This window comes from Salinadaptatus halalkaliphilus, assembly GCF_006543045.1.
In the GTDB taxonomy this organism is placed as follows: Archaea; Halobacteriota; Halobacteria; order Halobacteriales; family Natrialbaceae; genus Salinadaptatus; species Salinadaptatus halalkaliphilus.
The window spans coordinates 39,136-63,551 of the sequence record NZ_RBZW01000070.1 but is presented as its reverse complement, the minus strand read 5'-3'; the positions used below and the strand labels follow the sequence as shown (position 1 = coordinate 63,551).

At 61.1% G+C, this 24,416-nt stretch carries 22 protein-coding genes and 3 pseudogenes; 13 read left to right on the top strand and 12 right to left on the bottom strand.

Translation table 11 applies throughout. The features are described from left to right. From D8Y22_RS22995 to D8Y22_RS19545, 4 genes and pseudogenes are all read left to right on the top strand, one after another. Positions 1–184: pseudogene (locus D8Y22_RS22995) on the top strand (hypothetical protein); the annotation flags it as partial. After that, positions 148–639 (top strand): annotated as a pseudogene (locus tag D8Y22_RS23555) (IclR family transcriptional regulator). The pseudogenes D8Y22_RS22995 and D8Y22_RS23555, both read left to right, overlap by 37 nt. A 956-nt stretch (positions 640–1,595) precedes the next feature. Continuing rightward, a pseudogene (locus D8Y22_RS19550) lies at positions 1,596–2,282 on the top strand (dihydrodipicolinate synthase family protein); the annotation flags it as partial. 318 nt (positions 2,283–2,600) lie between these two features. Then, entirely contained in the window at positions 2,601–4,082 is a 1,482-nt protein-coding gene (locus D8Y22_RS19545; RefSeq protein WP_141466347.1) for a CoA-acylating methylmalonate-semialdehyde dehydrogenase, read from the top strand. A gap of 670 nt (positions 4,083–4,752) precedes the next feature. Here D8Y22_RS19545 and D8Y22_RS19540 read toward each other — a convergent pair. From D8Y22_RS19540 to D8Y22_RS19530, 4 genes are all read right to left on the bottom strand, one after another. After that, the gene (locus D8Y22_RS19540; RefSeq protein ID WP_141466346.1) at positions 4,753–5,556 is read right to left on the bottom strand and encodes a hypothetical protein; all 804 of its coding nucleotides are present in this window, start codon (positions 5,554–5,556) and stop codon (positions 4,753–4,755) included. 15 nt (positions 5,557–5,571) lie between these two features. Further along, positions 5,572–6,000: an arsenate-mycothiol transferase ArsC gene (locus D8Y22_RS19535; RefSeq protein WP_141466345.1), complete on the bottom strand. Its 429-nt coding sequence runs from the start codon at positions 5,998–6,000 to the stop codon at positions 5,572–5,574. Continuing rightward, a complete protein-coding gene (locus D8Y22_RS23195; RefSeq protein WP_281282417.1) occupies positions 5,993–6,115 on the bottom strand; it encodes a hypothetical protein in 123 nt (40 codons plus the stop codon). Before D8Y22_RS23195 ends, D8Y22_RS19535 begins: the two co-directional genes overlap by 8 nt. A 169-nt stretch (positions 6,116–6,284) precedes the next feature. Continuing rightward, entirely contained in the window at positions 6,285–6,512 is a 228-nt protein-coding gene (locus D8Y22_RS19530) for a DUF7511 domain-containing protein (protein WP_141466344.1), read from the bottom strand. A 361-nt stretch (positions 6,513–6,873) separates the two neighbouring features. Here D8Y22_RS19530 and D8Y22_RS19525 point away from each other — a divergent pair, with 361 nt between their 5' ends. After that, positions 6,874–7,677: a DUF7260 family protein gene (locus D8Y22_RS19525; RefSeq protein ID WP_141466343.1), complete on the top strand. Its 804-nt coding sequence runs from the start codon at positions 6,874–6,876 to the stop codon at positions 7,675–7,677. A 451-nt stretch (positions 7,678–8,128) separates the two neighbouring features. Next, positions 8,129–9,121, top strand: a complete 993-nt coding sequence (locus D8Y22_RS19520; RefSeq protein ID WP_141466342.1) for a metallophosphoesterase family protein — start codon at positions 8,129–8,131, stop codon at positions 9,119–9,121. Between the two features lie 462 nt (positions 9,122–9,583). Here D8Y22_RS19520 and ppk1 read toward each other — a convergent pair whose 3' ends face one another. Together ppk1 and D8Y22_RS19510 are read right to left on the bottom strand one after the other, a co-directional pair. Then, positions 9,584–11,899: a polyphosphate kinase 1 gene (gene ppk1, locus D8Y22_RS19515; RefSeq protein ID WP_141466341.1), complete on the bottom strand. Its 2,316-nt coding sequence runs from the start codon at positions 11,897–11,899 to the stop codon at positions 9,584–9,586. Then, complete coding sequence (locus D8Y22_RS19510; RefSeq protein WP_394348219.1) at positions 11,896–12,558, bottom strand: metallophosphoesterase family protein; 663 nt, start codon at positions 12,556–12,558, stop codon at positions 11,896–11,898. The genes ppk1 and D8Y22_RS19510 overlap by 4 nt, the downstream gene beginning before the upstream one ends. A gap of 334 nt (positions 12,559–12,892) precedes the next feature. On the opposite strand from D8Y22_RS19510, the gene D8Y22_RS19505 reads away from it, so the two are divergent. Continuing rightward, positions 12,893–14,095, top strand: coding sequence for a hypothetical protein (locus tag D8Y22_RS19505; RefSeq protein WP_174811927.1), 1,203 nt, complete (start codon positions 12,893–12,895; stop codon positions 14,093–14,095). Positions 14,096–14,131: 36 nt separating this feature from the next. Here D8Y22_RS19505 and D8Y22_RS19500 read toward each other — a convergent pair whose 3' ends face one another. Continuing rightward, positions 14,132–14,830, bottom strand: coding sequence for a hypothetical protein (locus D8Y22_RS19500; protein ID WP_141466338.1), 699 nt, complete (start codon positions 14,828–14,830; stop codon positions 14,132–14,134). A 254-nt stretch (positions 14,831–15,084) separates the two neighbouring features. On the opposite strand from D8Y22_RS19500, the gene phnD reads away from it, so the two are divergent. From phnD to D8Y22_RS19470, 6 genes are read left to right on the top strand one after another with little or no spacing between them, the layout of a single operon-like run. Continuing rightward, on the top strand, positions 15,085–16,278 hold the full coding sequence (gene phnD, locus D8Y22_RS19495; protein WP_141466337.1) for a phosphate/phosphite/phosphonate ABC transporter substrate-binding protein: 1,194 nt from the start codon (positions 15,085–15,087) through the stop codon (positions 16,276–16,278). 30 nt (positions 16,279–16,308) lie between these two features. Then, a complete protein-coding gene (gene phnC, locus D8Y22_RS19490) occupies positions 16,309–17,145 on the top strand; it encodes a phosphonate ABC transporter ATP-binding protein (protein ID WP_141466336.1) in 837 nt (278 codons plus the stop codon). A gap of 1 nt (position 17,146) precedes the next feature. Then, entirely contained in the window at positions 17,147–17,980 is an 834-nt protein-coding gene (gene phnE / locus D8Y22_RS19485) for a phosphonate ABC transporter, permease protein PhnE (protein WP_141466335.1), read from the top strand. After that, the gene (gene phnE / locus D8Y22_RS19480; RefSeq protein ID WP_141466334.1) at positions 17,980–18,777 is read left to right on the top strand and encodes a phosphonate ABC transporter, permease protein PhnE; all 798 of its coding nucleotides are present in this window, start codon (positions 17,980–17,982) and stop codon (positions 18,775–18,777) included. The genes phnE (D8Y22_RS19485) and phnE (D8Y22_RS19480) overlap by 1 nt, the downstream gene beginning before the upstream one ends. 5 nt (positions 18,778–18,782) lie before the next feature. Next, positions 18,783–19,007 carry a hypothetical protein gene (locus tag D8Y22_RS19475; protein WP_141466333.1) on the top strand — a complete coding sequence of 75 codons (225 nt, stop codon included), beginning with the start codon at positions 18,783–18,785 and terminating at the stop codon, positions 19,005–19,007. A gap of 26 nt (positions 19,008–19,033) precedes the next feature. Then, positions 19,034–19,741, top strand: a complete 708-nt coding sequence (locus D8Y22_RS19470; RefSeq protein WP_141466332.1) for an HAD family hydrolase — start codon at positions 19,034–19,036, stop codon at positions 19,739–19,741. A 246-nt stretch (positions 19,742–19,987) separates the two neighbouring features. Here the strand turns inward: D8Y22_RS19470 and D8Y22_RS19465 are convergent, their stop codons facing one another. From D8Y22_RS19465 to pstC, 5 genes are read right to left on the bottom strand one after another with little or no spacing between them, the layout of a single operon-like run. Beyond that, positions 19,988–20,998, bottom strand: a complete 1,011-nt coding sequence (locus D8Y22_RS19465) for a phosphate signaling complex PhoU family protein (RefSeq protein ID WP_141466331.1) — start codon at positions 20,996–20,998, stop codon at positions 19,988–19,990. Beyond that, on the bottom strand, positions 20,998–21,657 hold the full coding sequence (gene phoU / locus D8Y22_RS19460; RefSeq protein WP_141466330.1) for a phosphate signaling complex protein PhoU: 660 nt from the start codon (positions 21,655–21,657) through the stop codon (positions 20,998–21,000). The genes D8Y22_RS19465 and phoU overlap by 1 nt, the downstream gene beginning before the upstream one ends. 2 nt (positions 21,658–21,659) lie before the next feature. Next, positions 21,660–22,514 carry a phosphate ABC transporter ATP-binding protein PstB gene (pstB, locus tag D8Y22_RS19455; protein ID WP_141466329.1) on the bottom strand — a complete coding sequence of 285 codons (855 nt, stop codon included), beginning with the start codon at positions 22,512–22,514 and terminating at the stop codon, positions 21,660–21,662. 1 nt (position 22,515) lies between these two features. Further along, complete coding sequence (pstA, locus tag D8Y22_RS19450) at positions 22,516–23,415, bottom strand: phosphate ABC transporter permease PstA (RefSeq protein ID WP_141466328.1); 900 nt, start codon at positions 23,413–23,415, stop codon at positions 22,516–22,518. After that, a complete protein-coding gene (pstC, locus tag D8Y22_RS19445; RefSeq protein WP_141466327.1) occupies positions 23,412–24,407 on the bottom strand; it encodes a phosphate ABC transporter permease subunit PstC in 996 nt (331 codons plus the stop codon). Before pstC ends, pstA begins: the two co-directional genes overlap by 4 nt. Positions 24,408–24,416: the final 9 nt, after the last annotated feature.

The following is a 24,416-nucleotide window of genomic DNA, read 5'->3' as shown; positions in this document are numbered from 1 at the left end:
GCATCTCACGACGCTCGTCGAACTCGACTACCTTCGACAAGATAGCGACGAGTACCACGTCGGACTGCGATTTCTCTCTCTCTCTCTCTCTCTCTCGGTGGCTACTCGAGGCGCCAGCAAGAACTCTACAAACTCGCCCGAACGGAGATCGACGACCTCGCCGAAGAGACGGGCGAATCGGTGAAAGTCGTCGTCGAAGAACACGGACGTGGAGTCTATTTGTACCAGTCCCGGGGTGAAAAGGCCGTACAGACGGATGCACACGACGGAACGCGCGTTCATTTGCATTCGACGGACGTTGGAAAGGCGATACTCTCGTAACTTCCAGAGAAACGCGTAGAGGAAATAATCTATCGGTGGGGTATTCCGGGTATAACCGAACAGGCGATTACCGATAGAGCGGAACTCTATGCGGAGCTAGAAGAAATTCGGGAGCGAGGGTACGCCGTGGACGACGAGGAACGAATTCGCGGCCTCCGCTGTGTCGCCGTCCCAGTGATGCGTGACGACGAGGTGCTCGGCGGACTCAGCGTTTCCGGACCGACGCAGCGATTCGATCACAACGGGTTTATCGAAGAACTCGCCGATCTATTACAAAATACGGCGCGTGTGATCGAGATTAACGCAAAGTATCAGTAGTGTACGCGGCGACCGGTCGGTTCTCGAATCCACACCGCCCGATACTGGTCTGCACACGAGAGCCGGTAGCAGTATCGCAGCTCCGTCCGTAATACCGCTAGTCCGCCGACTAACACACAAGTTACCGATTCCGAGGTCGACTCCGCCGTTAGCGTTCCCCATATCGGAACGCAAAGTACCGACTAATTACACACATACTATTGTAATGTGGAGGCTGTCTCGTCGGCTCTCGAAAGTCGAAGGATTGCCGATAATCGATCTCCGAGTACGACGACGGTAATTGACAGAGTCGTGGTAACATACGACTAGAGGGTTACAGACGTGCTTCCGTAATAGATGGTCGCGGAAAGGGAGGTTTCGTGTGAATCCGCTGGAAACGCGCAGCGATCACCGAGTCACCGAAATCGATCGTTTGCCTTTGGGGAACAGGTATGAGCGAGTCTGTAATCCGTTGTTGATACTGTCGGACAGAAGTCAGTGACACGTCGGTCGCGAATTCGCGGCCGTCCTTACGGTGACGGCCGCAGTACTGCGACCGATCGTTGAATAGTTCTGTCCAACAGTATGAGAAGCTGTACATCGGTTCACCAGTCCGTACGTTCACGACTGCAAATGAAACCGCGAGTGGTGCGTAGAACAGCCTCAGGTCGAGAGTGGCGGTCACCTAAGGGATTGAATTAGGAGCCTGGAATTCGAAGGTCCAGGTAGACGACATGGTGTCACTGATCGGTATTACACTCGCGCTGCTCGCTGCGTGTTGTCTTGCGGGCCAAGCACTGACAATTCGGGTTGCAACGCAAAACGGGCGGCCGACCGACGTTCTGTTGGTCGTGATGGCCGACAATATCGTAATCCTCGTACCGCTTACGGCGATGGTTGATCCGAACCCAACCCTCACAGTTCGATCGATTGTCGCGTTCTTCGTTCTCGACGAGATCGTGACCGTAGGGTAGTTCGCCGGCGTCGGCGGAAGTACGGCGAACGCACAGACACTCATCCGAGCGTACGACGAGGAAGGCGTCGATGCGATGATGATCATGCCGCCGGATCACACCTACATCCACGAGCAGGGGCTCTTACAGTACTACCGCGAACTCGGTTCGGCTACCGATCGACCGCTCGTACCGTACGTCCGCGGATTTAGCCCCTCAACGTCCTATCTGGACGAGCTCACGCGAATCGACAGCGTCGTTGGAATCAAGTACGCGCTGGCCGACACCGTCACCCTCGGCGCCGGTATCGCCGCCGGCGACGACGACATCGTCTGGGTCGACGGGCTAGCCGAGCCCTACGCCGTCGCTTACTGGGCGGAAGGTGTCGGGGGGTTCTCCGCCGGCGTCAGCAACTTCCGGCCGGAAATCGGTCTCGAGCTGTACGACGCGCTGTCGGCCGGCAACTGGGAGCGGGCTCAAGCCCTTCGGGACATCTGTCTGCCGTACCAGAACTTCCGCGACGAACGTGGGGACGAAAACGAAATTCCGGGAGCGATCAGCATTCCCGCAGTAAAGGCGGGCCTCGCGTGTGCGGGACTGCACGGCGGCCCCGTCCGCGAGCCGATCCGATCCCTGTCGAGTGCGGACCGCCGGCGAGCGGAGGAGCTGTACGCGGAACTCGACGAAAATATCGAACGGCTCATCGACTGAGAGGAATTATCGTCGGCGTTCATAGCGATCCCGACCGGCGATCGAAACACGGTATCGATCCCTGCGAGTCGAACCATCCAGCTAGCTACGATACCCACTACGAGTACGACGGTGGTCGGGAACAACCGTCGAAAAGTCCGTGCTATCACGCATCACCACTCACTCCGTAGGTGAACGAGGTTCCAATAATCAAATGAAAATTGGATAATATACGTATGATATTCCGAAAAGAGAAATTGGTTCTGCATGCGGCGCTATCTTCCATATTCAATCAATTATATCCAAAGCATTTATTTTCGCCCCTGTGGTGTGTCCACTATGATCGAAATCGAATCGCTCGGGGCGAATCAAACGGTTCGGAACTACGTCGGCGGCGACTGGATTAGGCCCGAGGCCAGCGCGGAACTGACGACGATCGATCCGGCCACGGGGGCGGAACTAGCGACGGTCCCCTGTAGTTCGGCCGCGGCGGTCGACGATGCCGTTCGAACGGGGAACGAGGCATTCGAAACGTGGTCGTCGAGGCCCGTCGAAGAGCGAATTCAGCCGTTGTTCCGGCTGAAGACGTTGCTCGAGGACCACCAGGACGAACTCGCGGAGCTGCTGGTCCGGGATCACGGAAAGACCCTCGAGGAAGCCCGCGGCGAACTCCGTCGGGGGATCGAGAACGTCGAGGTCGCCTGTGGCATTCCGTCGATGATGCAAGGCGGGACGCTGTTGAACGCGGCGCCCGAAATCGACGAGAGTGCGGTTCGCAAGCCGCTGGGAACGTTCGCAGCTATCACCCCCTTTAACTTCCCGGGGATGATCCCGCTGTGGTTCCTGCCGTACGCGGTCGCGACGGGTAACAGTTTCATCCTCAAACCCAGCGAGCAGAATCCGCTGGTCGCACAGCGGTTGTTCGAACTCATCGACGAGGCCGGCTTTCCCGACGGCGTCGTCCAACTCGTCAACGGCGGGCCGGACGCGGTCGACGCCTTGCTGGACCACGATGGCATCGAAGGAATCTCCTTCGTCGGCTCGACGCCCATCGCGAAGCTCGTCTACGAGCGGGCGGCTGCGACCGGCAAACGCGTCCAAGCCCAGGGCGGCGCGAAGAACCACATCGTCGTCACCGAGACCGCCGACCTCGAGTTCGCCGCCGAGAAGACGGTCGCCTCGGCGTGTGCCTGCGCCGGCGAACGCTGTCTGGCCAACGACGTCATCCTGGTCGAAGAGAGTGTCTACGACGAGTTTAGCGACCTCGTCGTCGCGGAAGCCGAGACCCAGACCATCGGTTACGGACTCGAGGATGGCACCGATATCGGGGCGCTCATCAGCGAGGAGCACGAATCGACGGTTCGCAACTACGTCCAAAGGGCGATCGAAGCGGGTGCGACGCTCCTGCGAGACGGCCGGGACGTGACCGTCGAGGGATACGAGGACGGGAACTTCCTCGGCCCGACGGTCTTCGGCGATGTCACTGGAGACATGGTGATTTCCCAGGAAGAGATCTTCGGACCGGTGCTCGCGCTGGATTCGGTCGCCTCGGTCGACGATGCTATCGAACGACTGAACGAAAGCCAGTTCGGGAACGCAGCCAGCCTGTTCACCGGACGCGGTGCCGACGCCCGGAAATTCCGTCACGAGGCCGACATCGGCAATATCGGCGTCAACGTCGGCACCGCCGCACCGATGGCCTTCTTCCACTTCGGCGGCTGGAAAGACTCGTTCTTCGGTGACCTCCACGCGCAGGGCGAGGACATGATCCACTTCTATACGGACAAAGCGGTCTACATCGAACGCTGGCCCGACGCCTGATCGTCCGATCCGTCGTGCCGAGCTATCGGTCGACGTTGGCCTCGAAAACTCGTTTCGAGTAGCCGTCTGTCCGAGCCGTGGTCGTTCCGTAGACACGGCAGTCGTTGCGGTTGATAACATATATTTGATTGTAATTTTCCCATATAGTATTCCACTATTATAGCAATACTACTTGGTTCGAGTCGATCTCACTCGAGGCCGTGAATCGAAGGCGATCGATACGCGGAACGGACGACAGGGCCCTCATTTACGGAAGATAGAACGGTATACGGTCGATTCGAGAGAGGGTCCACTCCGACGTGGTAGTCGTTCGATTCTTCGTGGCAACGGACATCGGATGAGCTACTCAACAGAAGGTTCTATCCCCCGTTTGACAATCAACGTAATAGGAGACAACGGGAGAAAACTGAGACGGTGCCGGGTCAAGTTATATTGCTCTTTATATCCATATCTATAATAGACCGGATTAATAGTATAATATAGAATGTGTGGATTGGCATAAGCCAGAGACTGTGGCGGCGCCATCGGTTCCAGGCGGCGGAACCCATCGGTCTCGAGGCCCGGATCGGAGCCTAGCGATACGCCTCGAACGCCTCGCACAACACCAGAAAGTAGCCAGTGCCGACCGTACCGATGACGGCGGTGATAGGAAGGGAAATTCGGGTCAGACCTACACCCAGAGAACGTCCTCGATGGCTGCAATCGGGATGACGACGGCGGTCCGAACGATCTCGCACAGATCCGTCTGATCTGTGCGACGCCATCGAACGAATCCCCGATAGGATCCTGACCGGCGTCGTAGCGGGACTGCTGGACGATCGTGCCCCCGCACCGAAAGCGACCGCGACCGCGAGGGCGTGCGAAGACCGATCGAAAAGCCGGAATGACCCGCGATGAGAACCGCTGTGAAGACGGGCCCGACGAGAGAGACCGTGCGTCGAAACGTCTCCGTACTCGCGAACCCGGCCGCCAGTTCGGACGACACCGTCGCCTGCTCGACGACCGGGTGCGCCGACGCCGAAGGACTTCCAGCCCCGACCCAGCCGACCGCCGTCCGAGGGGATCCCACCCGACGGATCTCGACGCTCGTTGTGCTCGTATTGAGATATGTCCAAGAGCGTTCGCGGCGATGCGCCGAACAGATCGTAGCCGAACACGATGCGATGGGCGAGTGCCGAGAGGACGACACCCTTTTCGCGTCGTGGTACTCGAAACCGGTCTCGAGATAGCCCCGTTGGGCCGCGAACGCTGCGGCCACGGCGCCGCAACCGAATGCGACGTGTGGACCGAGCACTGCGCCGAACGCGATCGTATCCGTGAGATCGACCGGCGGCGCCGTTCCTCCGGTCGTCCGGAAAACCAGCGCGTACAGTTCACCGACGGTCACGACGAGTCCGGCCAGCGAGAACGACTGTAACGCGCCACCCGAGAACGCGACTAACAGCAGTTCCCACGAGGTGAACGCAGCGACCATGGTCTCCCGGATCGTTCAGCGGTTCGTATCCGGCGCGATCTCGTCGAACAGGTCAGCAACGTTACCTTCAATTTCGGCGCGAATCTCACGAACGGTCTCGAGGTCCTCGCCGTGGGGGTCCTCGAGCGCCCAGTCGCGGACGTCGACATCGTCGTCGAGTTCGAGGGTCGAACAGCCCATCGTCGCGACGTACTCGCAGTCGGCGAGCGTGTCGGTCGAGATCGCCTGCGGGACGCGGTCGCCGATATCGACGTCGCGTTCGGCCATCGCCTCGACGACGACATCGTGGACCTCGTCGGCCGGATCGGTGCCGCCGGTGTGTACGACGACCTCGTCCTCGAGGTCGCGATCACGGCGCTCGCGCTCTGCGAACGCCGTCGCCATCTGGCTTCGTCCGGCGTTCTGGACGCAGACGAACGCGACTTGGATCGGCCGGTCAGCCACGCTGTCTCACCTCGCGTGGCCTCGAGTGTCTCGAGACGGGTCTGGACGGTCGCGTCACGACACTCCCGAGTTGCGCCTCGAGGAGTCGTCGGCGTCGGTGGTCGGAGCGACTCATAGATGAACAGCTGTTCAGATAAGCAATAAGCCTTCCGGAGTTGGTGAGGTGGGCTCGAGTTCGTGGGTTGGGACCAGCGAAACCGACACCAGATTCCGTCGCAGTCGGAGGCCACCGTCACTCGAAGGTGCAGTGGCAGCTTTTTCGGATGCCACGCCTGGGAGATGAACTATCGACACTCCTGGAGGTCGACGAACGCGTCGATATCCGCCGACAACCACGCCGTCAGCTGCAGTCGCTCGGGGCACTCGCGAGGCGTGATCGTACACCGATCCGGACCGTCGTCGTACCGAACGACGATCGAATCGAGATCGGCCGTTCGGGGCGTCTCTGGATTCGCATCGGCCAATCGCTGCGTGTGATCTGTCGCGTCGTATCTGCTCGAGGAGTCTGTCATGGGAATCGGTGGGCCTCGTATCAGACTCATCGGGGGTGCCGTACAAAGCTACTGCTAGTTGTCCTATTGAGACGTATGGACGAATCGCAAGCGCTTCGTACTCACGTCGGTGTCGGGAGCCGCGTCGCACGCGAAGAACCGACTCATACGGATTGCTGTAACGATGTACCGGCGCAACCGCCGCCCGGGTCGCAGTTGCGCCGGCAATGACTTACAGTAAACCGTATCAGTCGATCGAAAACGTAGACCGAGCCGGCAGTACCTCTGGCGGAATAGTCTATCCGTGACTATGGTGCCCACGCTAGCTGTCGTAACGACTACTAGTGACGTTTACGGTCGTCGGCTTCGGTGCGATACTATCATGCAGGGTGATATTCCGACGATCGATTTCGACCACCTCGATCGGCTGCTCGAGCGAGAGCGAGGGCAGTTACGCGAGGAGCGGCGTGCGTTCGAGCGGTTCGGCACGCGTATCCGGGAACTCGAGCCGACATCGACACGGTCGCCGAAAGCGAGTCCATCGACGACGACTACCCAGCTGGGTGGGACCACGTCGGTGGTATCCAGAACACGCCCGCAACCGAGTGGTCTCTCAGCCGTCACAGCGACGTACAAAAAGACGGTGCTCGATGTCTCACACTACGAGTCGGTCTACGGCGAACCGTGGGACGAGCATATGGCTGCAGAGTTCGGCCCCGAAATCGCGGCTGCGGTTGCCCAGGCGACGCAACTCCACCCGCAGCTACAGCAGTCGCTACGAACGGCGACCACGCAAGCAATCGAGAATCGGACCCAACTCCTCGAGCAACTCGAGAGCGAAGCCGACGCTATTACCGACGCTGAACGGATGCTTACGTCGATCTGTGCGGATCTTCGATCGATTCTCGAGCAGCCGATCGAGTCGGTAGAGTACAACGCGTTGCGACTCACGCGGCGACGATTGGTCGGGCTGCGACAGCACTGTGACGAGCTTGCGGCTCGCCGACAACGACAGGTGCGACAGAACAGACAGTGCTCTTTGGCCCGCGTTGGAACCTTCGAGCGCTATCTCTACGAGGATGCCGAGTGTACGTATCCGGTGCTTGCGTCGATCGCGGAGGTCGGTGATAGCATCGAGCGGGCGAGGACGACCGTCGAGACGGGGCTTTTCGGACGACGATCGTAGCAGGGAGTATTGATCAATCACACGGACTGCTGTCGGTGTACCGGTGCGGCTACAGGAAAGCGCCTGCCGGGATAACTGACAGCAGTCCATAACAGACAGCGGTGCAGTGTGGCCACCGTATCGATGTGATGGTGGTCAATTCACCACCCACAGTAGGGAACGGTCGACCGGTATAAGATAGTTGCTAACAGCAGTACGGAGTCGGGTGTTCGGGTATCGATCCCACGAGACGCCCCAACAGGAACACCGACGCTCGATAGACGCACGTTCTCCACAGATCCACACCGGAGAACACGGCGTACGACGTGTCGGCTATGAACACAACATATAAACTCCTTTTCGGGCTCGGGGCAAAACTCTCACAAATGGGTCGGCAATCCACCGCCACGACAGCTATCGTTCGACTGCCGAGCAACCATAACTCGAGGGGACATCCAAGCGGGGGAAAACCATGAGCGAAGCACCGATGCAGGGATTACACGCTGTCGACGACCGAGTGCTTCTGGGTCGCCTCGAGCAACCGACTACCGAGGCGGCGACGCGACTCGCCGTCGTCGGTGATCCACACGTGGCGACGCGCGCGACAAGAACGCCTCGCGTGTTTCACCGAACCGAACAGCGCCTTCGGACAGTGATCGAGGAACTCAATCAGCAGGCGATCGATCTCGTCGTCTGTCCCGGCGACCTGACGAAAGACGGCGAACCGTGGAACGTCGAACGTGTCGACGTGCTTTTCGAAGAACTCGAGGCGCCGCTGCTCGCGACGCCGGGAAACCACGATCTGCAGAAATGCCAGCACGATCACAGCTGCATCTCGACGGCAACGTTCGCGGACCGCTACGCTACCGGGTCGTATCCGCTGCGATACGAGATCGGGGATCTCGAGCTCTTCGTCGTCAACACCGCAGGCGGACCGAATGGACCGTACACCGACACCCACCGCGGGACGATCTCGGAACGTCAACTGGCGTGGCTCGAGGAGCAGCTTCCGACGGCGACGACGCCGATCGTCGTCGGCCATCACAACCCGTTTCCGATAGCGGGTCCGCCCCTTCGCGCCGTCGAGCCCTGGCAGACCTTCACGATGCAGAATCAGGATCGGGTTCGAGCCGTCCTCGAGGCGAACGACGTGTCGCTCGTTCTCAGTGGCCATCACCACCTGCCGTCGCTGGCGAGTCACGGTGGCGTCCGCCAGCTGATCGCGCCGGCGATCGCATCCTATCCGCAGGCCTACTGCCTGCTCGAGATCGATCCGACCGGAACGAACGTCTGGCTGGTGTCGAACGCGACCGAGAACGCTCGGCAAGAAGCCTACGAACTCGCAGCAACGGGTCCCCCATTCGTCCGAACGCTACTCGGGCTCACCGAGACCACGCTCGAAGCGTGTCCGGTGCGCTACGAACCGCCTCGAGTCGCCGGTGAACCGCTTGTCGACGGTCCGTAGGCGTTCCGAGACGACGGCCGACAAGTCCGCTTTTCAGTGGGAATACACGGCACCAACTGCGTCTGGTCTCGTATCACAGACTGAAAACGCAGCGTCGAATTACATCCGTATTTCCGTAAAATACTGTTTGTCAATGTATGCCAAATTACCGATACGGCACATCGGTTCGCCCGAGAATACAGCGAAGTTCGTTCCCCGACCACACTGCACAGACCCAGAGCCGAACAACCGGTCGTCGCTCCGTACTCCGGCAGAGCTCTACGGAGATCACAGAGCAGCGCGAGTCCGGATCGGTCGTCGAGGAGATCCAAACCGTTCGCGATGCCGAACGCCGCTGTGATGATCGCCGAAACGAGCTGATCGCAACGGCTTTTGCGGACGATTCGGTGACCGAACCGCAACCGCCGGCCAGTCACATAATCGGCAACTGCCGTCGCTGGGTGAGTCGACGAGAGCACCTCGTTACGAGTCGTCGGTCCGTGCGGCCCGCATGAACGTTTCGTGGACGTCACAGCCGTCCTCACCAGCGGCTTTCGTCGCCGGTTCGTAGTTCCCATCGGCGTCCATGATCCAGCGGTTGTCGGTATCTCGAAGCAGCGTGTGGAGAATCGTCTCGAGCGTCTCCTGAAGTCCCGGATCGTCGATAGGTGCCACCGCTTCGACGCGGTTGTCGAGGTTTCGGGACATCCAATCGGCCGACCCGATGTAGTATCGCTCGTCGTCCCCGGCGTAGAAATACCAGATTCGAGAGTGCTCGAGAAAGCGGCCGACGATACTGTGGACGCCGATCGTCTCGCTGACGCCCTCGAGACCCGGGCGGAGCCGACAGATATCGCGGACGATCAGGTCGATGTCGACGCCGGCAATCGAGGCCCGATAGAGTTCGCGAACCATCTCGGGATCCTCGAGGCGGTTCATCTTCGCGACGATGCGGGCCGGCTCGCCGTCTCGAGCGCGCTGGGCTTCGGCGCGAATCAACTCGACGAACCGATCGCGCATGTTTCCCGGTGCGATCAGGAGTTCGCGGTACTCCCGAGGCATCGAGTGGCCCGTGAAGTAGTTAAACAGTTTCACGAGGTCCTGTCCGATGTCCCGGTCGGCGGTAAACAGGCCAAGGTCCTCGTACCGTTTTGCCGTCTCGGAGTGGTAGTTTCCGGTGCCGACGTGGGAGTATAGCTTGACGCCGTCTGCTTCCCGACGCACGACGAGCGACGTCTTCGTGTGCGTTTTGTAGCCGATCGTCCCGTAGGCGACGTGGATGCCTTCTTCCTCGAGTTTCTTCGCCCACTCGAGGTTGTTCTTCTCGTCGAAGCGCGCTTTGAGTTCGACCATGACGGCGACTTGCTTGCCGTTGCGAGCCGCCTCGAGGAGGCTCTCGATGACCTGGGAGTCACTCGCCGTCCGGTAGATCGCGGCCTTGATCGCCAGGACATCCGGATCGTTCGCCGCCGTCTCGAGAAATCGCTGGACGGTCCCCTCGAAGGAGTGGTAAGGGTGATGGACGAGTACGTCGCGATCACGAATCACGTCGAAGACGTTTCGGTCGGTCTCCGGTGAAGCCAGTCGCGGATGTGGGTGGGGCGTCCACTCCGAGAGCGTGAGGTCGTCGCGGTCGAGATCCGTCAGGGTCGCGAAGTCGCGGTAATCGAGCGGTCCCTGTCGTTCGAAGACTTCGTCGTCCTCGAGATCGAGTTCACGGGTGAGGATCTCGCGGACCAGTTCCGGCGCGTCGGGCTCGATCTCGAGACGAACCGCAGTCGCGAACCGTCGTTCTTCGATCACTTCCTCGATCATCTCGATTAGGTCCTCGGCGACGGCCTCGTTGCGCCGAACTTCGGCGTTACGGGTGACGCGAAAGAGCGCCGTATCGACGATCTCGACGTCCGGAAAGAGCGCGTCGAGATTGGCTCGGACGATATCCTCGAGAAGGACGTACCGCGTCTCGGTACCGACCTGGACGAGCCGAACCTGATTACGCGGGATTTTCACCCGAGAAAACGTCAGTTCGGCGTTCGGACGCTCTCGAGTGAGAACGGCCAGCGAGAGGCTCTGATTCGAAATAAACGGGAAGGGGTGTGCGGGATCGAACGTCAGCGGGGTCAGCGTCGGGAGGACCGAACTCTCGAAGGACGATCGTATCTCGTCTCGTTCGTTAGACGATAGGTCGTCGTAGTCGACGATCGAAATGCCGGCCTCGGCCAGCGCCGGGCGGACGGCCTCGCGATAACACCGACTCTGTCGCTCGAAGAGCGCTCGAGCGTCCTCGAGGACGGCACTCCACTGCTCTCGAGGTGTGCGACCGTCGGGCGTTTCGTCGGTCACCCCCGCGGCGATCTGTTGTTTGAGACCGCCGACCCGTTTCCGGAAGAAGTCGTCGAGATTCGTCGTGAAGATAGCCAGAAACTTCACGCGCTCGAGCAGTGGGTTGTCCTCGTCGATCGCCTCCGCCAGAACCCGACGTTGGAACGCGAGTTCGCTCCGCTCGCGGTTGAGATAGTACTTCGGATCGGACAGATCGACGTCCACAGCGTGATCGGATGGGCGAGAGTCAGTCGATGCGTCGACTCCGTCGCTGGTGTTCACCGCGTCGCTCCGTCGGTCCGTCTCTCGCTCGGGGTCACACGGAGAGAATTCGCGCTGCTGGACGAACTCGAGCGTCGTGTCGGCCTCGTCGTCGGGCGTCGTGTCGGCCTCGTCGGACGGGTTCTCGTCCGAATCGGTCGTCGACGTCGACACCGACCTGCCGTCGTCGGACTCGGATGGGCGTTCCTCGCTCATTTCCGATCGGTAATGGTAACGATCTTGTCGTCCGACCTGGACACGTGACCGCTCGCGGAAACGCTGATGACCGTCTCGCGTCGAACGTCGTAGGCGCTGAGACTGCCGCCGTACACGCAGCCGGTATCCAGCCCGACGGCCCACTCGCGCTCGAGCGGTTCGTCGAGGACCGTATGGCCGAAAAAGACCCGTCGCGGTCCGTCGTAGTCGTCGAACCAGAACGGACCGTCGTACCCGTCTCCGTTCGGTGCGCGCATCGTCAGTAGATCCGCTCCCGTTTGCTCGGATAGTGCCCGCTCCGGATCGACGCCCCCGTGGACGACGAGTCCACCGTCCCACGAAATTGCGACGGGGAGCGACGCCATGTACTCGTAGTCCGCCTCGTCGAGGGCCGGAAGCGTCGCGTCCCCGTCGAGGAGCTTTTGCTCGTTGTTCCCGCGAACGCTCAGCAACTGCGGGGACGACCGAACGCGCTCGAGAACGGCTTTGCTCGCCGGCCCTTTTCGTACCAGATCTCCGACGAAAATGACGAGATCGTCGGCGCCGAGATCGAGCGTCTCGAGGAGCCGCTCCAGAGCCGCGAGACAGCCGTGGACGTCACCGGCGACGTAGATGTCGGCGTACTGGTCGAGCTCGAGGCGGTGCTGGTCGAACGGCAGCCGGTCGGTAGCTGTCGGATGCACAGATGTCACAGCTGAGTTACTGGAACCGTCGGCTAGAGATGGATAAGTCGTTTATATGTTCGATGTAGAGGACTATATACGGATACAGAGAATCACGTGATCGAGACTCCCGCGAGAGATGTAGCCGTCTGAGCATCGAATCCGCCCACGAGGAGACTCGAAGCACCTGATTTCAAAACCCACACGATACATAGTCGACCGTACAAGTACCTGTGGGTACGCGTCCCTAAATATAAAAAATTCGATGTATTAAAGACGCGATTGTGAAAACACCCACTTAGGGCCGGATCGGCGCCGGTCACCTACCGCTATGAACCGCCGTGACTTACTGACGGCTGTCGCACGTATCGGATCGATCGGCAGCGGGCTCGCATACGGCCCATCAACCGCCACACGGTCGGTCGTGTCCAAACTAGCCGATCAGGGGTTTGCCGACCCGGTCGCGATCAATCGAACGTCGATCGAGGCGACGATCGTCGCGCAGTCGTCGAAGTCGATCACGGTTCAGTTCGATTCGTCGGGTCGAATGCCCGCGTTCGAGCCGATCGCGTACAAACGCCGCTTTCCGGACGGGAAAATACTTCGCGCTCGAGACGGGCCGTTGGTCTGTGAGTCGACGAAGCCACCAACGGTGACGTTCGAGTTCGACGACGCGGTGCTCGAGTCCCTCGTCGAACGCTGGCAATACGAGATTCGATGCCGGTTCCCGGAGACGGAAACCACGGCGGGGCAGTACCTCTGTGAATCGAATCCCCGCGGGCGATCAGCGGACGACATCGACGAGGTGGACGACCCACCGACCGACGGTTCGGGCGCGTGGTTCGACCTCACCCGAGCCGATCTCGAGGGTCGGTTCGAGACGCAGTATCGCTGGATCGGAGCCGGGGCTCGAGCGACCGAACTGACGTATCCGGTAAGCAAAGCCGCGTACTATCGATCCCGGAATCGTCCCCGCGGATATTTCCGGACGTTTCTCGAGTCGACGCGAAATCCGTACGCCCGCCACCTCGTCGATCAGTTGTTGCCGGCGAATTCGGATCGAGAGCTGACCGAAACGAACGGTCTCGGAAGAGCAGAGCTCGTGACCGTCGTGCGATTCGTCCAGTCGTTCGAGTACGCCGCCGACATCGACTCGAAGGGTGTCCACGACTATCATCGGACCGTCGAGGAAACGCTCGTCGACGGCGTGAGTGACTGTAAAGACGGAACCTACCTGCTGGCCGGCGTGCTTTCCCAGCCACCGTTCGACTACGAGACCGCGCTCGTATTCATGCCGAACCATCTCCTCCTCGGCGTTCGGCGATCGGACCTGCCCCAGCCGTATCGCGACGCGGAGACGATTCGGGACGGTCCCTACGTCGCGATCGAAACCACGGCCAAGCGATCGATCGGCGTCTATCGAGACGAGCCGATCGTCGCCGTTATCGGACCCACGCATCGCTTCGTCGACTGGGAGTCGGTCAGCGACAGCCTCGAGACACAGTGTCGGCTGTTCGTCGACTACTACTCGTAACCCGCTGGGAGTCACGTCGGCGGCGATTGCGTGTGTTTAGGCACCCAATCGAATCGAGTCGACGAACGAGCCGACACGGTCGGCAAGCGACCGCGTCGCCCAGTGTCGGTCGCTCTCCCAGGCGACCTCGCCCTCTTCGTCCAGTGCCAGATACGGATCCCCAGCCGAACGAACGCCGACGTAACAATACGACTCGTCGCCGTCGGCGTGAAAGCCAAGCAGCCGAATCGTCCGTTCCCGAAACGTTCGCTCGAGGATCCACGTTTCCGTCCGCAGACAGCATCCGTACACCGTCGGCTCCGGCGGCCGAGTGGAGATGGCACAGACGTCGCCGTCCGGCCGAACGACGGGACGGCCGAGGCTCCGGTCGAACTGCCGAGAGAGGACGATCCCGTCGTCGCCGAGAACGGTCAGTTCGCCACCGAGCGTCGCAGGGTCGCCGGCCGAGACCACGATTGCAGTCCCGTCGTCGGCGATCGCACCGTCGACCGGCCGTGAGACGTGTCGCGTATCGACGAGTTCGTCCTGCCGAAAGCGAAACCAGCGTGAACGATCGCCGTCCGCTCGCCGGCCGAACAACAGCTCCCACGACCCATTGGCCGACGAAACCGCCTGACAGTGGAATCGTGATCCGTCGTAGCTGATGTAGAGGTCGGTCGGCGACGATGGACACGCCGCCCGGTCGAACCCCGGCGGGTCTGCCGGCCCCTTGGTGAGCAATCGCCTGCGAATCATACCGTCTCTTTGCGTCCCACCATTTCAAATTCTCGGTTTTCGAGCGCTCAAACAGATATATTCGACCGTATTCGAACTGTCTACTGGGTATCGATACGTACCGGTTTGACCAGTAGGTATCGATACGTATCGATCGGGCCAGTACGTTGTAACTTGTTCACACTACTTGCGTCCCTGCGGCGTACCGAGTCGTACCCGGCCGAAAGTATCAATAATATAAGTGTTATTGAGGAGGGCGTCGCGAGATACTGCTGATGGTGGACAACCACTCCAATTCGAGTATCGATCGGACGCGACGAAACTTCATCGTTGCTGGGGGAGCAGTCGGGACGGCCGCACTAGCCGGCTGTCTCGAGGGAGACGGTAACGGTGGCGAGGCAGGTGCCGGACTCGGCGGTGACGACGGTAACGGCAATGGCAACGGTAACGGCGGGATCGGTGACCCGATGCTCTCGGACGACTTCGACCCACAGAATCCCGACTGGGAGAACAACAACTACCTCGGGGGGAAGATGGCCGAGCACGACTTCATCCGTGGCTCCGAACACGACCTCGAAGCGATGGGAAATCGTGGCCGTGAGTCGGCCGTCTACGGACAGGAACCGGCAGCTCACCCTGCTGATTCCTCGGAATGGATCGATCCGGACCCGATCGTCTACGCCGACCTCCCTCGCGAAGACACCCAGCAGGCCTACGGCGACCAGATCGAGCCGATGATCGAGAAACTCGAGGCCGAAACCGGTCGCGACGTCGAGTTTCAGACGATCGACAGCTACGCGGCGGTCGTCGAGGGGATGCGGTCCGAACGGATCCACCTCGCGAACTTCGCGACGGGGAACACGCCGTTCGGCGTGAACATGGCCGGGATGGTCCCGCTGGCGACCGGCGTCGCAGGCGACGGCCAGTTCGGCTACCGGTTGCTGGCGATTACCCGGGCCGACATGGACGAGATTCAAAGCGTCGCAGACTTCAACGACCACCGGGTCGCACACACGGAAGCGTCGTCGAATTCGGGGAACCAGGCACCGTCGGCGCTGTTCGACGAACACTTTGGCTTGACCAACGGCGAGAACTACAATCCCGAGATGTCCGGCGGACACGAACAGTCCGCTCGCGGAATCGCCTACGGCGACTACGACTGCGGGCCGATCTGCAGCACCTGCTGGGAGCAGACGGTCGAAGCGGTCGACGACATCGACTTCGACGACTTCAAGGTCGTCTGGGCGGCCGATCCGTTCCCGCCTGGCCCGATCGGCTATCGGTACAACCTCCACGAAGAGATTATCGAGGGCGCACGCGAAACCTGGCTGCACACGGACTGGGAGGGAACCACCTACGCCGAAGCCGCCTACCCGCAGTTCGTCGAGGTCGACTACGTCAACCACTGGCACGATGTCATGATCAACCAGCAGTACAACGACGTCGAGTACGACGAAGCGAACCTGTAACCGACCGACAGTAGTCCACGGTAACCAATTATGCTCGAAACAATCGACCTACGCAAGGTGTATTCGACAGGCGACGAGGCAGTAAGCGGCGTTTCGACGACGGTCGAAGGGAACGAAATCGTCGCGATGATCGGCCCCAGCGGAGCCGGAAAATCGACGTTCATCCGGTGTATCAACCGACTAACCGAACCCACGGAGGGCGAGGTCCGACTCGACGGCGAGGATCTCACCGCGCTCGCGGACGACGAGATGAAAGCGGCCAGGCGAAACATCGGGATGGTCTTCCAGGAGTACAACCTGGTCGAACGCCTGACCGTCATGGAGAACGTCCTCTCCGGTCGCCTCGGCTATGTCTCGAACTGGGCCGCACTTCGGCGAAATTTCCCGCCCGAAGACGTCGAGCGGGCCTACGACATCCTCGAGACGGTCGGCCTCGCCGACATGGAGAACAAGCGCGCCGACGAACTCTCCGGCGGCCAGCGCCAGCGCGTCGGCATCGCCCGTGCCGTCGTCCAGGAGCCCACGATACTCCTGGCCGACGAGCCCACCTCGAGTCTGGATCCCGACTCGTCTCACGCCGTCATGGAACTGCTCACGGCCATCGCCGAGGAACGGAATATCCCCATCATTATCAACATTCACGAGGTCCCGCTGGCCGTCGAGTACGCCGACCGAATTCTCGGTCTCCACGACGGCGAGCTCGTCTTCGACGGCCCGACGGACGACCTCGACAAGAACGCCAAAGACGTCATCTATCGGGGCGAAGCCATCGCAGCGTCGACGGCCGATCGAGACACGACGTCCCAATCCGGTGGGACCGACGACACCGAACGCGTCGTCGATACACCGTCACTCACGGGTGATTAGTGTGGCGACACAGGACGGCGCTAGCGAGGTGACCACCGGAAACGGCGACTGGCAGCGGCCGACCGCCTTTCGGAGTCAGCGGCTCAAGTGGGGCGTCTACGGCGGCGCGACGCTGTTCGTGCTCTGGTCGATCGTCTCGCTCCTGTCGGGCGTCACGCTACCGAGAGTGCTGATCGGCGTCCAAAATGGCGTGTTGCTCGTCGAGAGCATGGTCCCGCCAGACACCTCGAGTGCGAACCTCGAACGTGTCAGCCGTTACATGGTCGAAACGATCGCGATGGCGTTCGTCGCGACGTTTACCGGCGTCTTGATTTCGGTGCCGGTCGCGGTTGGTGCGGCCGAAAACCTCGCCCCGAAACCGCTGTACTACCTCAACCGTGGTATTATCAGTATCACGCGATCGATCGACGAACTCATTATCGCGATCATCGCGGTCAAGGCGGTCGGCGTCGGCCCGCTCGCGGGAATCATCGCGATCAGCTACCTGACGATCGGCTTCTTCTCGAAGCTGTTTGCCGAGGACATCGAAGATATCGACATGGGAGCCAAATCGGCGATCGAAGCCAGCGGCGCGTCTCGCTTCCAGACGTTCGTGTACGCGGTCATCCCACAGGTTGCACCCCGGTTTATCGGGTTAACTGTCTACCGCTGGGACATCAATATCCGCTCCTCGACGATCATCGGCATCGTCGGAGCCGGCGGCATCGGAACCCTACTGATGCGGTCGTTCGATCGCTACGAGTACGATTTCGCCGGGACGATCCTCGTCGCGATCATCGTCGTGGTGCTTGCAGGCGAATTATTTAGCGCGTACGTCCGACGGAGGGTTCAGTGATGGCTGTCGAACCCGGACGCAACTGGCAACGGTACGACACTCGAGACCGAATCAAGCGGCTGGCGATCGCGGTACTTGCGGCGGCGACGGTCCTCAGCTCGTGGCTCTGGCTCGACCTCGATCTGCAGTACGTCGCGAGTTCGCCGCCCGAACTGCTCGACCTGGCGGTCCGGATGTATCCGCCGGAGTGGGCCTACGCGCCCGATATCGTGATGCCACTGATCGAAACGATCCACATCGCCGTCGTGGGAACGATTCTCGCCGTCGTACTGTCGATCCCGGTGGCCTTTCTCGCAGCGAGAAATACGACCCCCAACAGGGTGACCTACGCGGTCGGCAAACTCATCGTGACGGTGTCGCGCTCGGTCCACACGATCATCTGGGCGATGTTGTTCGTCGTCATGTTCGGTCCCGGGGCCTTCGCCGGCATGGTCGCGATCGGCGTCCGATCCATCGGGTTCGTCGGCAAACTCCTCGGCGAGGAAATCGAGGAGATCGCGTTCGACCAGGTCGAGGCAATCGACGCGACCGGCGCCTCCACGTTCCAGGTGCTGCTCTACGGGGTCATCCCGCAGATCAAGCCCGCACTGGTCGGCATCAGCGTCTACCGCTGGGATATCAACGTCCGCGGGGCGACCATTCTCGGTGTCGTCGGCGCCGGCGGTATCGGCGTCCAACTGTTCGACGCCGTCGACGCGTTCCAGTGGTCGACCGTCGCGCTGATACTCATCGCGATCCTGGGTATCGTCCTCCTGAGCGAAACCGTCTCCGCTCGCGCTCGAGCGATGGTCCGGTGATCGACGTGGCTGAGACACCGATCGATCGGCCGAGTCGTCGACGCCTCCTCGGAGGAGCTGGTCTGGGGCTGTCGACGGCGCTTGCGGGCTGTCTCGTCGATGCAACGGACCAGGACGAGTCGAACGACGATGCCGACGCGGAGACGGATTCGACTGCTGATGATGACAGCGATTCGACTACTGACGAAGATCCAGATTCGACAGCCGACGACTGTGGCTGTCCAGAGTAACACGAAACCGAAACGCTACCGTACCAATGACGACGACATTAGCAAACGACGGATTGAACGCAACGCCCGACGACCGAAGCGACGCCGCCGTGCTTTTCGACATGGACGGCGTGATCCTCGAGGGACGAGGGTCCGATCCAGTCGTCCACACTAACGCCCTCGAGGACGTGCTCGACGACCTCGGACTCGATCTCGACCGCAGCGAACGGCAACCGCTCGAGACCTACGAGTATACCTCGGCCTTCGAAGCGGCCTGTGAGACGATCGACATCGATCCGACCGAACTGTATCACCGCCGCGAAGAGTATTCGACGAGCTACATCATCGACCGGATCCGCGCCGGTAAACGAGAATTGTACCCCGACGTGACTGCCCTCGACCAGATACAGGAGCACTGTCACACTGGCCTCGTGAGCAACAACTACGATCCCGCGGTCTCGTTCGTCGTCGATCACTTCGAACTCGAGCAGTTCTCGTTCGTCCGCGGTCGGGACCTCGGCGTCGACGGCTTCTTCCGGCGCAAACCGAGTCCGTACTATCTCGAGGAGGCCCTCGACGCGCTCGAGGTCTCGGCGGGCTACTACGTCGGTGACCGGGTTACCGATCTCATCGCCGCCGAACGGGCCGGCCTGATGCCGGTGTTCGTTCGACGAGCGCACAACGACGACATCGAACCGGAACTCGAGACATACCTCGAGGTCGAGTCGCTGGAAATGCTGCCCGAATTGCTCTAGGCAATCGTTCGGTTTCGGTTTTACGAGAGCATTCCCGCCCCATCGTCGTTGCTGACTTGCGGAGTCTCTCGTCCGCACACAGTTAGAAATTCTCGTAGGATCCTGTCTGTTTGACGGACAGAGATCGGTCTACGGAGATGATATTGCTATGTAAAGACTGCCGGTTGGCGACGAGAATCCCTCGATGTGGAGAAACGACGTTACTCTCGTGAACTGATCGACGTTACTCTCGTGAACTGATCGACGTTACTCTCGAGCATCGATCGACGTTTCGGCCATCGCGGTAGCGATGTTGATGCCGTTTGCCGCTGTTCGCCGGACTCGCTGGATCGCAGTCCCATAGAGGTACGCGTCGGACTCGTTCTGGGCGTACAGCTGCTGATCGAGTTCGGCCGTCGACGCCCGAACGCTCGAGGCCGTCTCGTGGGACTGATCGATCTCACCCTCGAGAGCCTGTCGGACGACCGTTCGTGCGTCAGCGCCGACCGACTCGAGTCGCTCCGCAAGTGGGTCGTCCGGCGGTCCCGATTGGCGAGTCGTGATCGTCGCGATCCCTTCGGCGTGATCCGCGATTCGCTCGAGGTCGCGTGCGATCCGATACTGGCGAAACGCCTCGCTGCGGTCCGTGCCGAGCCGATTGATCTCGTGGACGTCCTCGAGCCCGCGGTGAAAGCCGCGGCTCACGAACGCGAACAGTCGGTCGACGTCGTCGTCGCGGTCGATAACCCGTCGTGCGAGTGTCGTATCGTCGGTACACAGCGACTCGATGGCATCGGCGTACATCTCCAGGACGAGCTGACGGGCCTGCGTGACCGTCTGTGGCAGCGACACCTCGCTGGCGTCGAGCAGGTTTCGAATGACGATCCTGTCCGCGGTATCTTCCTGAATCGTGATCCCGATGAGTCGGGCGACGGCCCGCTCTACCTGTCGGCGAAGCTCCGGCTCGGCCGCCTCGAGGCCGGCGACGGTGATTCGATCACAGCCGGCGACGTAGGCCGTCCGGGCCCGTCGAAGCACCGCGTCCGTGGACAATCCGTCGACGTCGATCCGGCGCGTTCGATCTCGAGTCGACACCGTACTGGCGGCGGCGACGAGTCGGTCGTCGTGGGGGTACAGATACATCGGCGTCCCCGACTCGAGGCCCTGAGCCGTCGCCCACTCCTTGGGAAGCGAGACGACGAACGTCGAGTTGCCGGCGATCTGTACCTTCCGTTCGACCGGCTCCTGGGATCCAGGCGACAGGTGATTCTGGCTCATCAGTAGATCAGTTCGTCGTCGTTATCGACCATGTACAGCGTTCTCGCGGCGATGTTGACCGCGTGATCGCCGACCCGCTCGAGATCGCGGATCGTCAGCAACATCCGCGAGACATCCTCCAGAAGGGCGTCGTCACCGCCTCGCGTGTCGACGAGATCGAGAACGACGATTCGACTCGCGCGTTCACAAAGCGAGTCGATTTCGTCGTCCGTCGCGGCGATATCGGCCGTCGCGTCGGCGTCGTTCGTCGCGTACGCTGCCATCGCGTCTTCGACCAGCAACACGGTCTCGGTGCCGATGTGGGCGATGTCGATGTCGGGATAGCGCTCGCGCCGCGCGCGTTTCGTGTACTCGGCGAGGTTCACCGCGAGGTCGCCGATGCGCTCGAGATCGGTGATGATCTTGAACGTCGAGGCGATGAACCTGAGATCGCCCGCGACGGGCTGTTGGAGCGCGAGGAGATCGATACAGTCGCTCTCGAGGTCGAGATACAGCTGGTTAATCTCGTGATCGCCGTCGATCACCCGCTGTGCGAGGTCCTCGTCGGTTCGCTCGTAGGCCTCGAGCGCCCGTCGCAGGCGTTGACAGACGACATCGCTCATCTCGAGGACATCCTCGCGTAGGCGCTCGAGTTGGTGTTGGTATTCGGTTCGTGACATGGTTAGCCGAACTTGCCGGTGATGTAGTCCTCGACGCGGTCGTCGGCGGGGTTCTCGAAGATCGTCGGCGTCTCGTCGAACTCGACGAGGTTGCCGCCGGTCAGGAAGACCGCGGTCTTATCCGAAATACGGGCCGCCTGTTGCATGTTGTGCGTGACGATGATGACGGTGTACTCATCGGCCAGGTCGTCGATGAGATCTTCGATCTTCGAGGCCGCGACGGGGTCGAGCGCCGACGTCGGCTCGTCCATCAGGATGACCTCCGGATCGGGTGCGATCGCCCGTGCGATACAGAGCCGCTGTTGCTGCCCGCCGGAGAGGTCGAGCCCGCTCGAGTCGAGTTGATCGTTGACTTCGTCCCAGAGGGCCGCCCCGCGAAGGGCGCGTTCGACCGCGGCGTCGAGGTCGACATCGCCCGCCATCCCCTGGACGCGGAGGCCGTAGGCGACGTTGTCGTAGATCGACTTCGGGAACGGGTTGGGTTTCTGGAAGACCATCCCGATTTTCCGTCGCAGCGCGACGGGATCGACGTCCTCGTCGTACACGTTCTTCCCGTGGAACGACAGCTCGCCGTCGATGCGACAGCTATCTATCTGGTCGTTCATTCGATTGACACAGCGGAGGAACGTGGACTTGCCACAGCCGGACGGACCGATGATCGCCGTCACGCGGTGTTCCGGAATATCGATATCGACGTCGTTGAGTGCCTGTTCCGCTCCGTAGTGGACGTCGAGATCGCGCGCCGTCACGACGGGTTCGGTCGGCTCTCCATTGCGTCCGGTTCCGGTCGCCTGAACGTCGGTCGTAATGAGCTGTGCGTCGTTCGTCGTCGGTTCCGATTCGTGATCTGTAGCCATGTTATACCTCTGTCTCGTACTTGTTCCGCACGTAGATCGCAGCCGCGTTCATCGCGAACACGAACGCGAGTAACACGACGATCCCGACAGCGGCGAGATGGATGAAGTGCTGACTCGGTTCGGCAGCCCAGTTGTAGATCTGGGTTGGCATCGCGCTGAACCGGTCGAGCGGGCCGTACGGCATTCGGTTGACGAACAGCGCCCCGACCATGATAAGCGGTGCCGTTTCGCCGATCGCACGGGCGAGTCCCAGGATCGTTCCGGTCATGATGCCGGGCATCGCAGCCGGTAGCACGACCCGGCGGATCGTCTGCCACTCCGTAGCACCAGTCGCGTAGGACCCGTTTCTGACCCCGTCGGGGACCGCCCGAAGCGCCTCCTGGGACGAGACGATGATAATAGGCATGACGAGCAACCCGAGTGCGATCGCACCGGCCAGCAGGATCGGTCCCATCCCGATCCCGTTGACGAACGCGGCCAATGCAAGCAGCCCGTAGACGATCGAGGGGACGCCAGCGAGGTTCGCCAGATTCGCCTCGATCAGCCGCGTAATGTGGTTGTCCGGAGCGTACTCCTCCAGGTAGATCGCCGAACCGACGCCGACGAAAAACGAGAGGATCGCCGTCACGATCATCAGCATGATCGACGCGACGATAGCGCCTCGGAAGCCGGAGAGTTCCTCCCGCCGGGAGCCATCACGCGTGAAGAAATCGACGAGGCTGATGTTGTATTCGGTCAGTCCGACGTAGAAGTCGCTCGCGACGTCGAGCAATAGCAGTGCGAGCGCAACGACGCCGAACAGCGACGCGGCGAAGATGATGGCGAGGAAGATCCGGTTCTTGCGGTGTTCCCACACGAGGTCGACATCGGTAAACAGAGTGTCGTCCGTTTCCGTACTCATCGGTATTCCTCCTGGAAGCGGCGTTTGAACCAATCGTTGCACAGATTCATCGCCAGCGTCATCACGAACAACAGCAGGCCGACGGCGAACAGGCTCTGGTACTCGACGGTGCCGACCGCGGTCGTCCCGCGGGCCATCGAGACCATGTACGCCGTCATCGTCATGATCTCGTCGAACGGGTTCGGCGTGATGTTCGCGTTGAACCCCGCCGCCAGCGTGACCGCCATGGTCTCGCCGATCGCCCGCGAAACCGCGAGGATGTACGAGGCGAACACGCCCGAGATCGATGCCGGCAGTACGATCTTCGTCGAGACATCGAACTTCGTCGCTCCGAGGGCATAGGCCCCGTTACGTAGGTCGTCGGGAACGGCCGACATCGCGTCCTCGCTGATCGAGGAGACCATCGGGATAGTCATGATGCCGACGACGAGCATCCCCGAGAGCATACTGTATCGACCGATATTGATCCCGAACAGCGTCTCCGCGATCGGACTGAGGACGACCGGATTGATGAACGCGATCGCGAAATATCCGTAGACGATCGTCGGAATGCCGGCAAGGATCTCGAGCGTCGGTTTGAGTTTCGCGCGAACGCCGTCGGAAGCGTACTCCGAGAGATAGATCGCCGTCGCCGTCCCGATCGGGATCGAGACGAACGCAGCACCGACCGTGATCGCGAGCGTTCCGAAAACGATGGGGAGTACACCGTGGGCCGGCGTCGCGTGGTCGGGGGCCCACCGGGCCCCGGTGAAGAACTCGGTGAACGTGACCGACCGTTCGGCGCTTGCGCCGAGCAACATTTCGGTAAATCGGGCACCGAAGAAGTAACTCGCGGCGTTATCGAGCAATACGAAAAAGATCGCCAGCGTCGTGACGACGGTAATTGCCGCACAGCCGAAAAGGAGACGGCGAGCACGTCTGTTGGCCGCCATGTCTTCCTCGGCACCGCCGCCACCGGTAATCCCCGGTCCGGGGTTCGTTTCAGTGCTCATCGTATGGTT

Bases quoted from the DNA above. Each gene is read 5' to 3' on its own strand.
- pstB (WP_141466329.1), bottom strand. From the start codon at position 22,514: ATGGCTACAGATCACGAATCGGAACCGACGACGAACGACGCACAGCTC.
- D8Y22_RS19520 (WP_141466342.1), top strand. From the start codon at position 8,129: ATGAGCGAAGCACCGATGCAGGGATTACACGCTGTCGACGACCGAGTG.
- D8Y22_RS19525 (WP_141466343.1), top strand. From the start codon at position 6,874: ATGCAGGGTGATATTCCGACGATCGATTTCGACCACCTCGATCGGCTG.
- pstA (WP_141466328.1), bottom strand. From the start codon at position 23,415: ATGAGTACGGAAACGGACGACACTCTGTTTACCGATGTCGACCTCGTG.
- D8Y22_RS19505 (WP_174811927.1), top strand. From the start codon at position 12,893: ATGAACCGCCGTGACTTACTGACGGCTGTCGCACGTATCGGATCGATC.
- D8Y22_RS19500 (WP_141466338.1), bottom strand. From the start codon at position 14,830: ATGATTCGCAGGCGATTGCTCACCAAGGGGCCGGCAGACCCGCCGGGG.
- D8Y22_RS19465 (WP_141466331.1), bottom strand. From the start codon at position 20,998: ATGAGCCAGAATCACCTGTCGCCTGGATCCCAGGAGCCGGTCGAACGG.
- ppk1 (WP_141466341.1), bottom strand. From the start codon at position 11,899: ATGAGCGAGGAACGCCCATCCGAGTCCGACGACGGCAGGTCGGTGTCG.
- D8Y22_RS19545 (WP_141466347.1), top strand. From the start codon at position 2,601: ATGATCGAAATCGAATCGCTCGGGGCGAATCAAACGGTTCGGAACTAC.
- phnC (WP_141466336.1), top strand. From the start codon at position 16,309: ATGCTCGAAACAATCGACCTACGCAAGGTGTATTCGACAGGCGACGAG.
- D8Y22_RS19540 (WP_141466346.1), bottom strand. From the start codon at position 5,556: ATGGTCGCTGCGTTCACCTCGTGGGAACTGCTGTTAGTCGCGTTCTCG.
- D8Y22_RS23195 (WP_281282417.1), bottom strand. From the start codon at position 6,115: ATGAGTCGCTCCGACCACCGACGCCGACGACTCCTCGAGGCGCAACTC.
- phnD (WP_141466337.1), top strand. From the start codon at position 15,085: ATGGTGGACAACCACTCCAATTCGAGTATCGATCGGACGCGACGAAAC.
- D8Y22_RS19470 (WP_141466332.1), top strand. From the start codon at position 19,034: ATGACGACGACATTAGCAAACGACGGATTGAACGCAACGCCCGACGAC.
- D8Y22_RS19530 (WP_141466344.1), bottom strand. From the start codon at position 6,512: ATGACAGACTCCTCGAGCAGATACGACGCGACAGATCACACGCAGCGA.
- phnE (WP_141466334.1), top strand. From the start codon at position 17,980: ATGGCTGTCGAACCCGGACGCAACTGGCAACGGTACGACACTCGAGAC.
- phoU (WP_141466330.1), bottom strand. From the start codon at position 21,657: ATGTCACGAACCGAATACCAACACCAACTCGAGCGCCTACGCGAGGAT.
- pstC (WP_141466327.1), bottom strand. From the start codon at position 24,407: ATGAGCACTGAAACGAACCCCGGACCGGGGATTACCGGTGGCGGCGGT.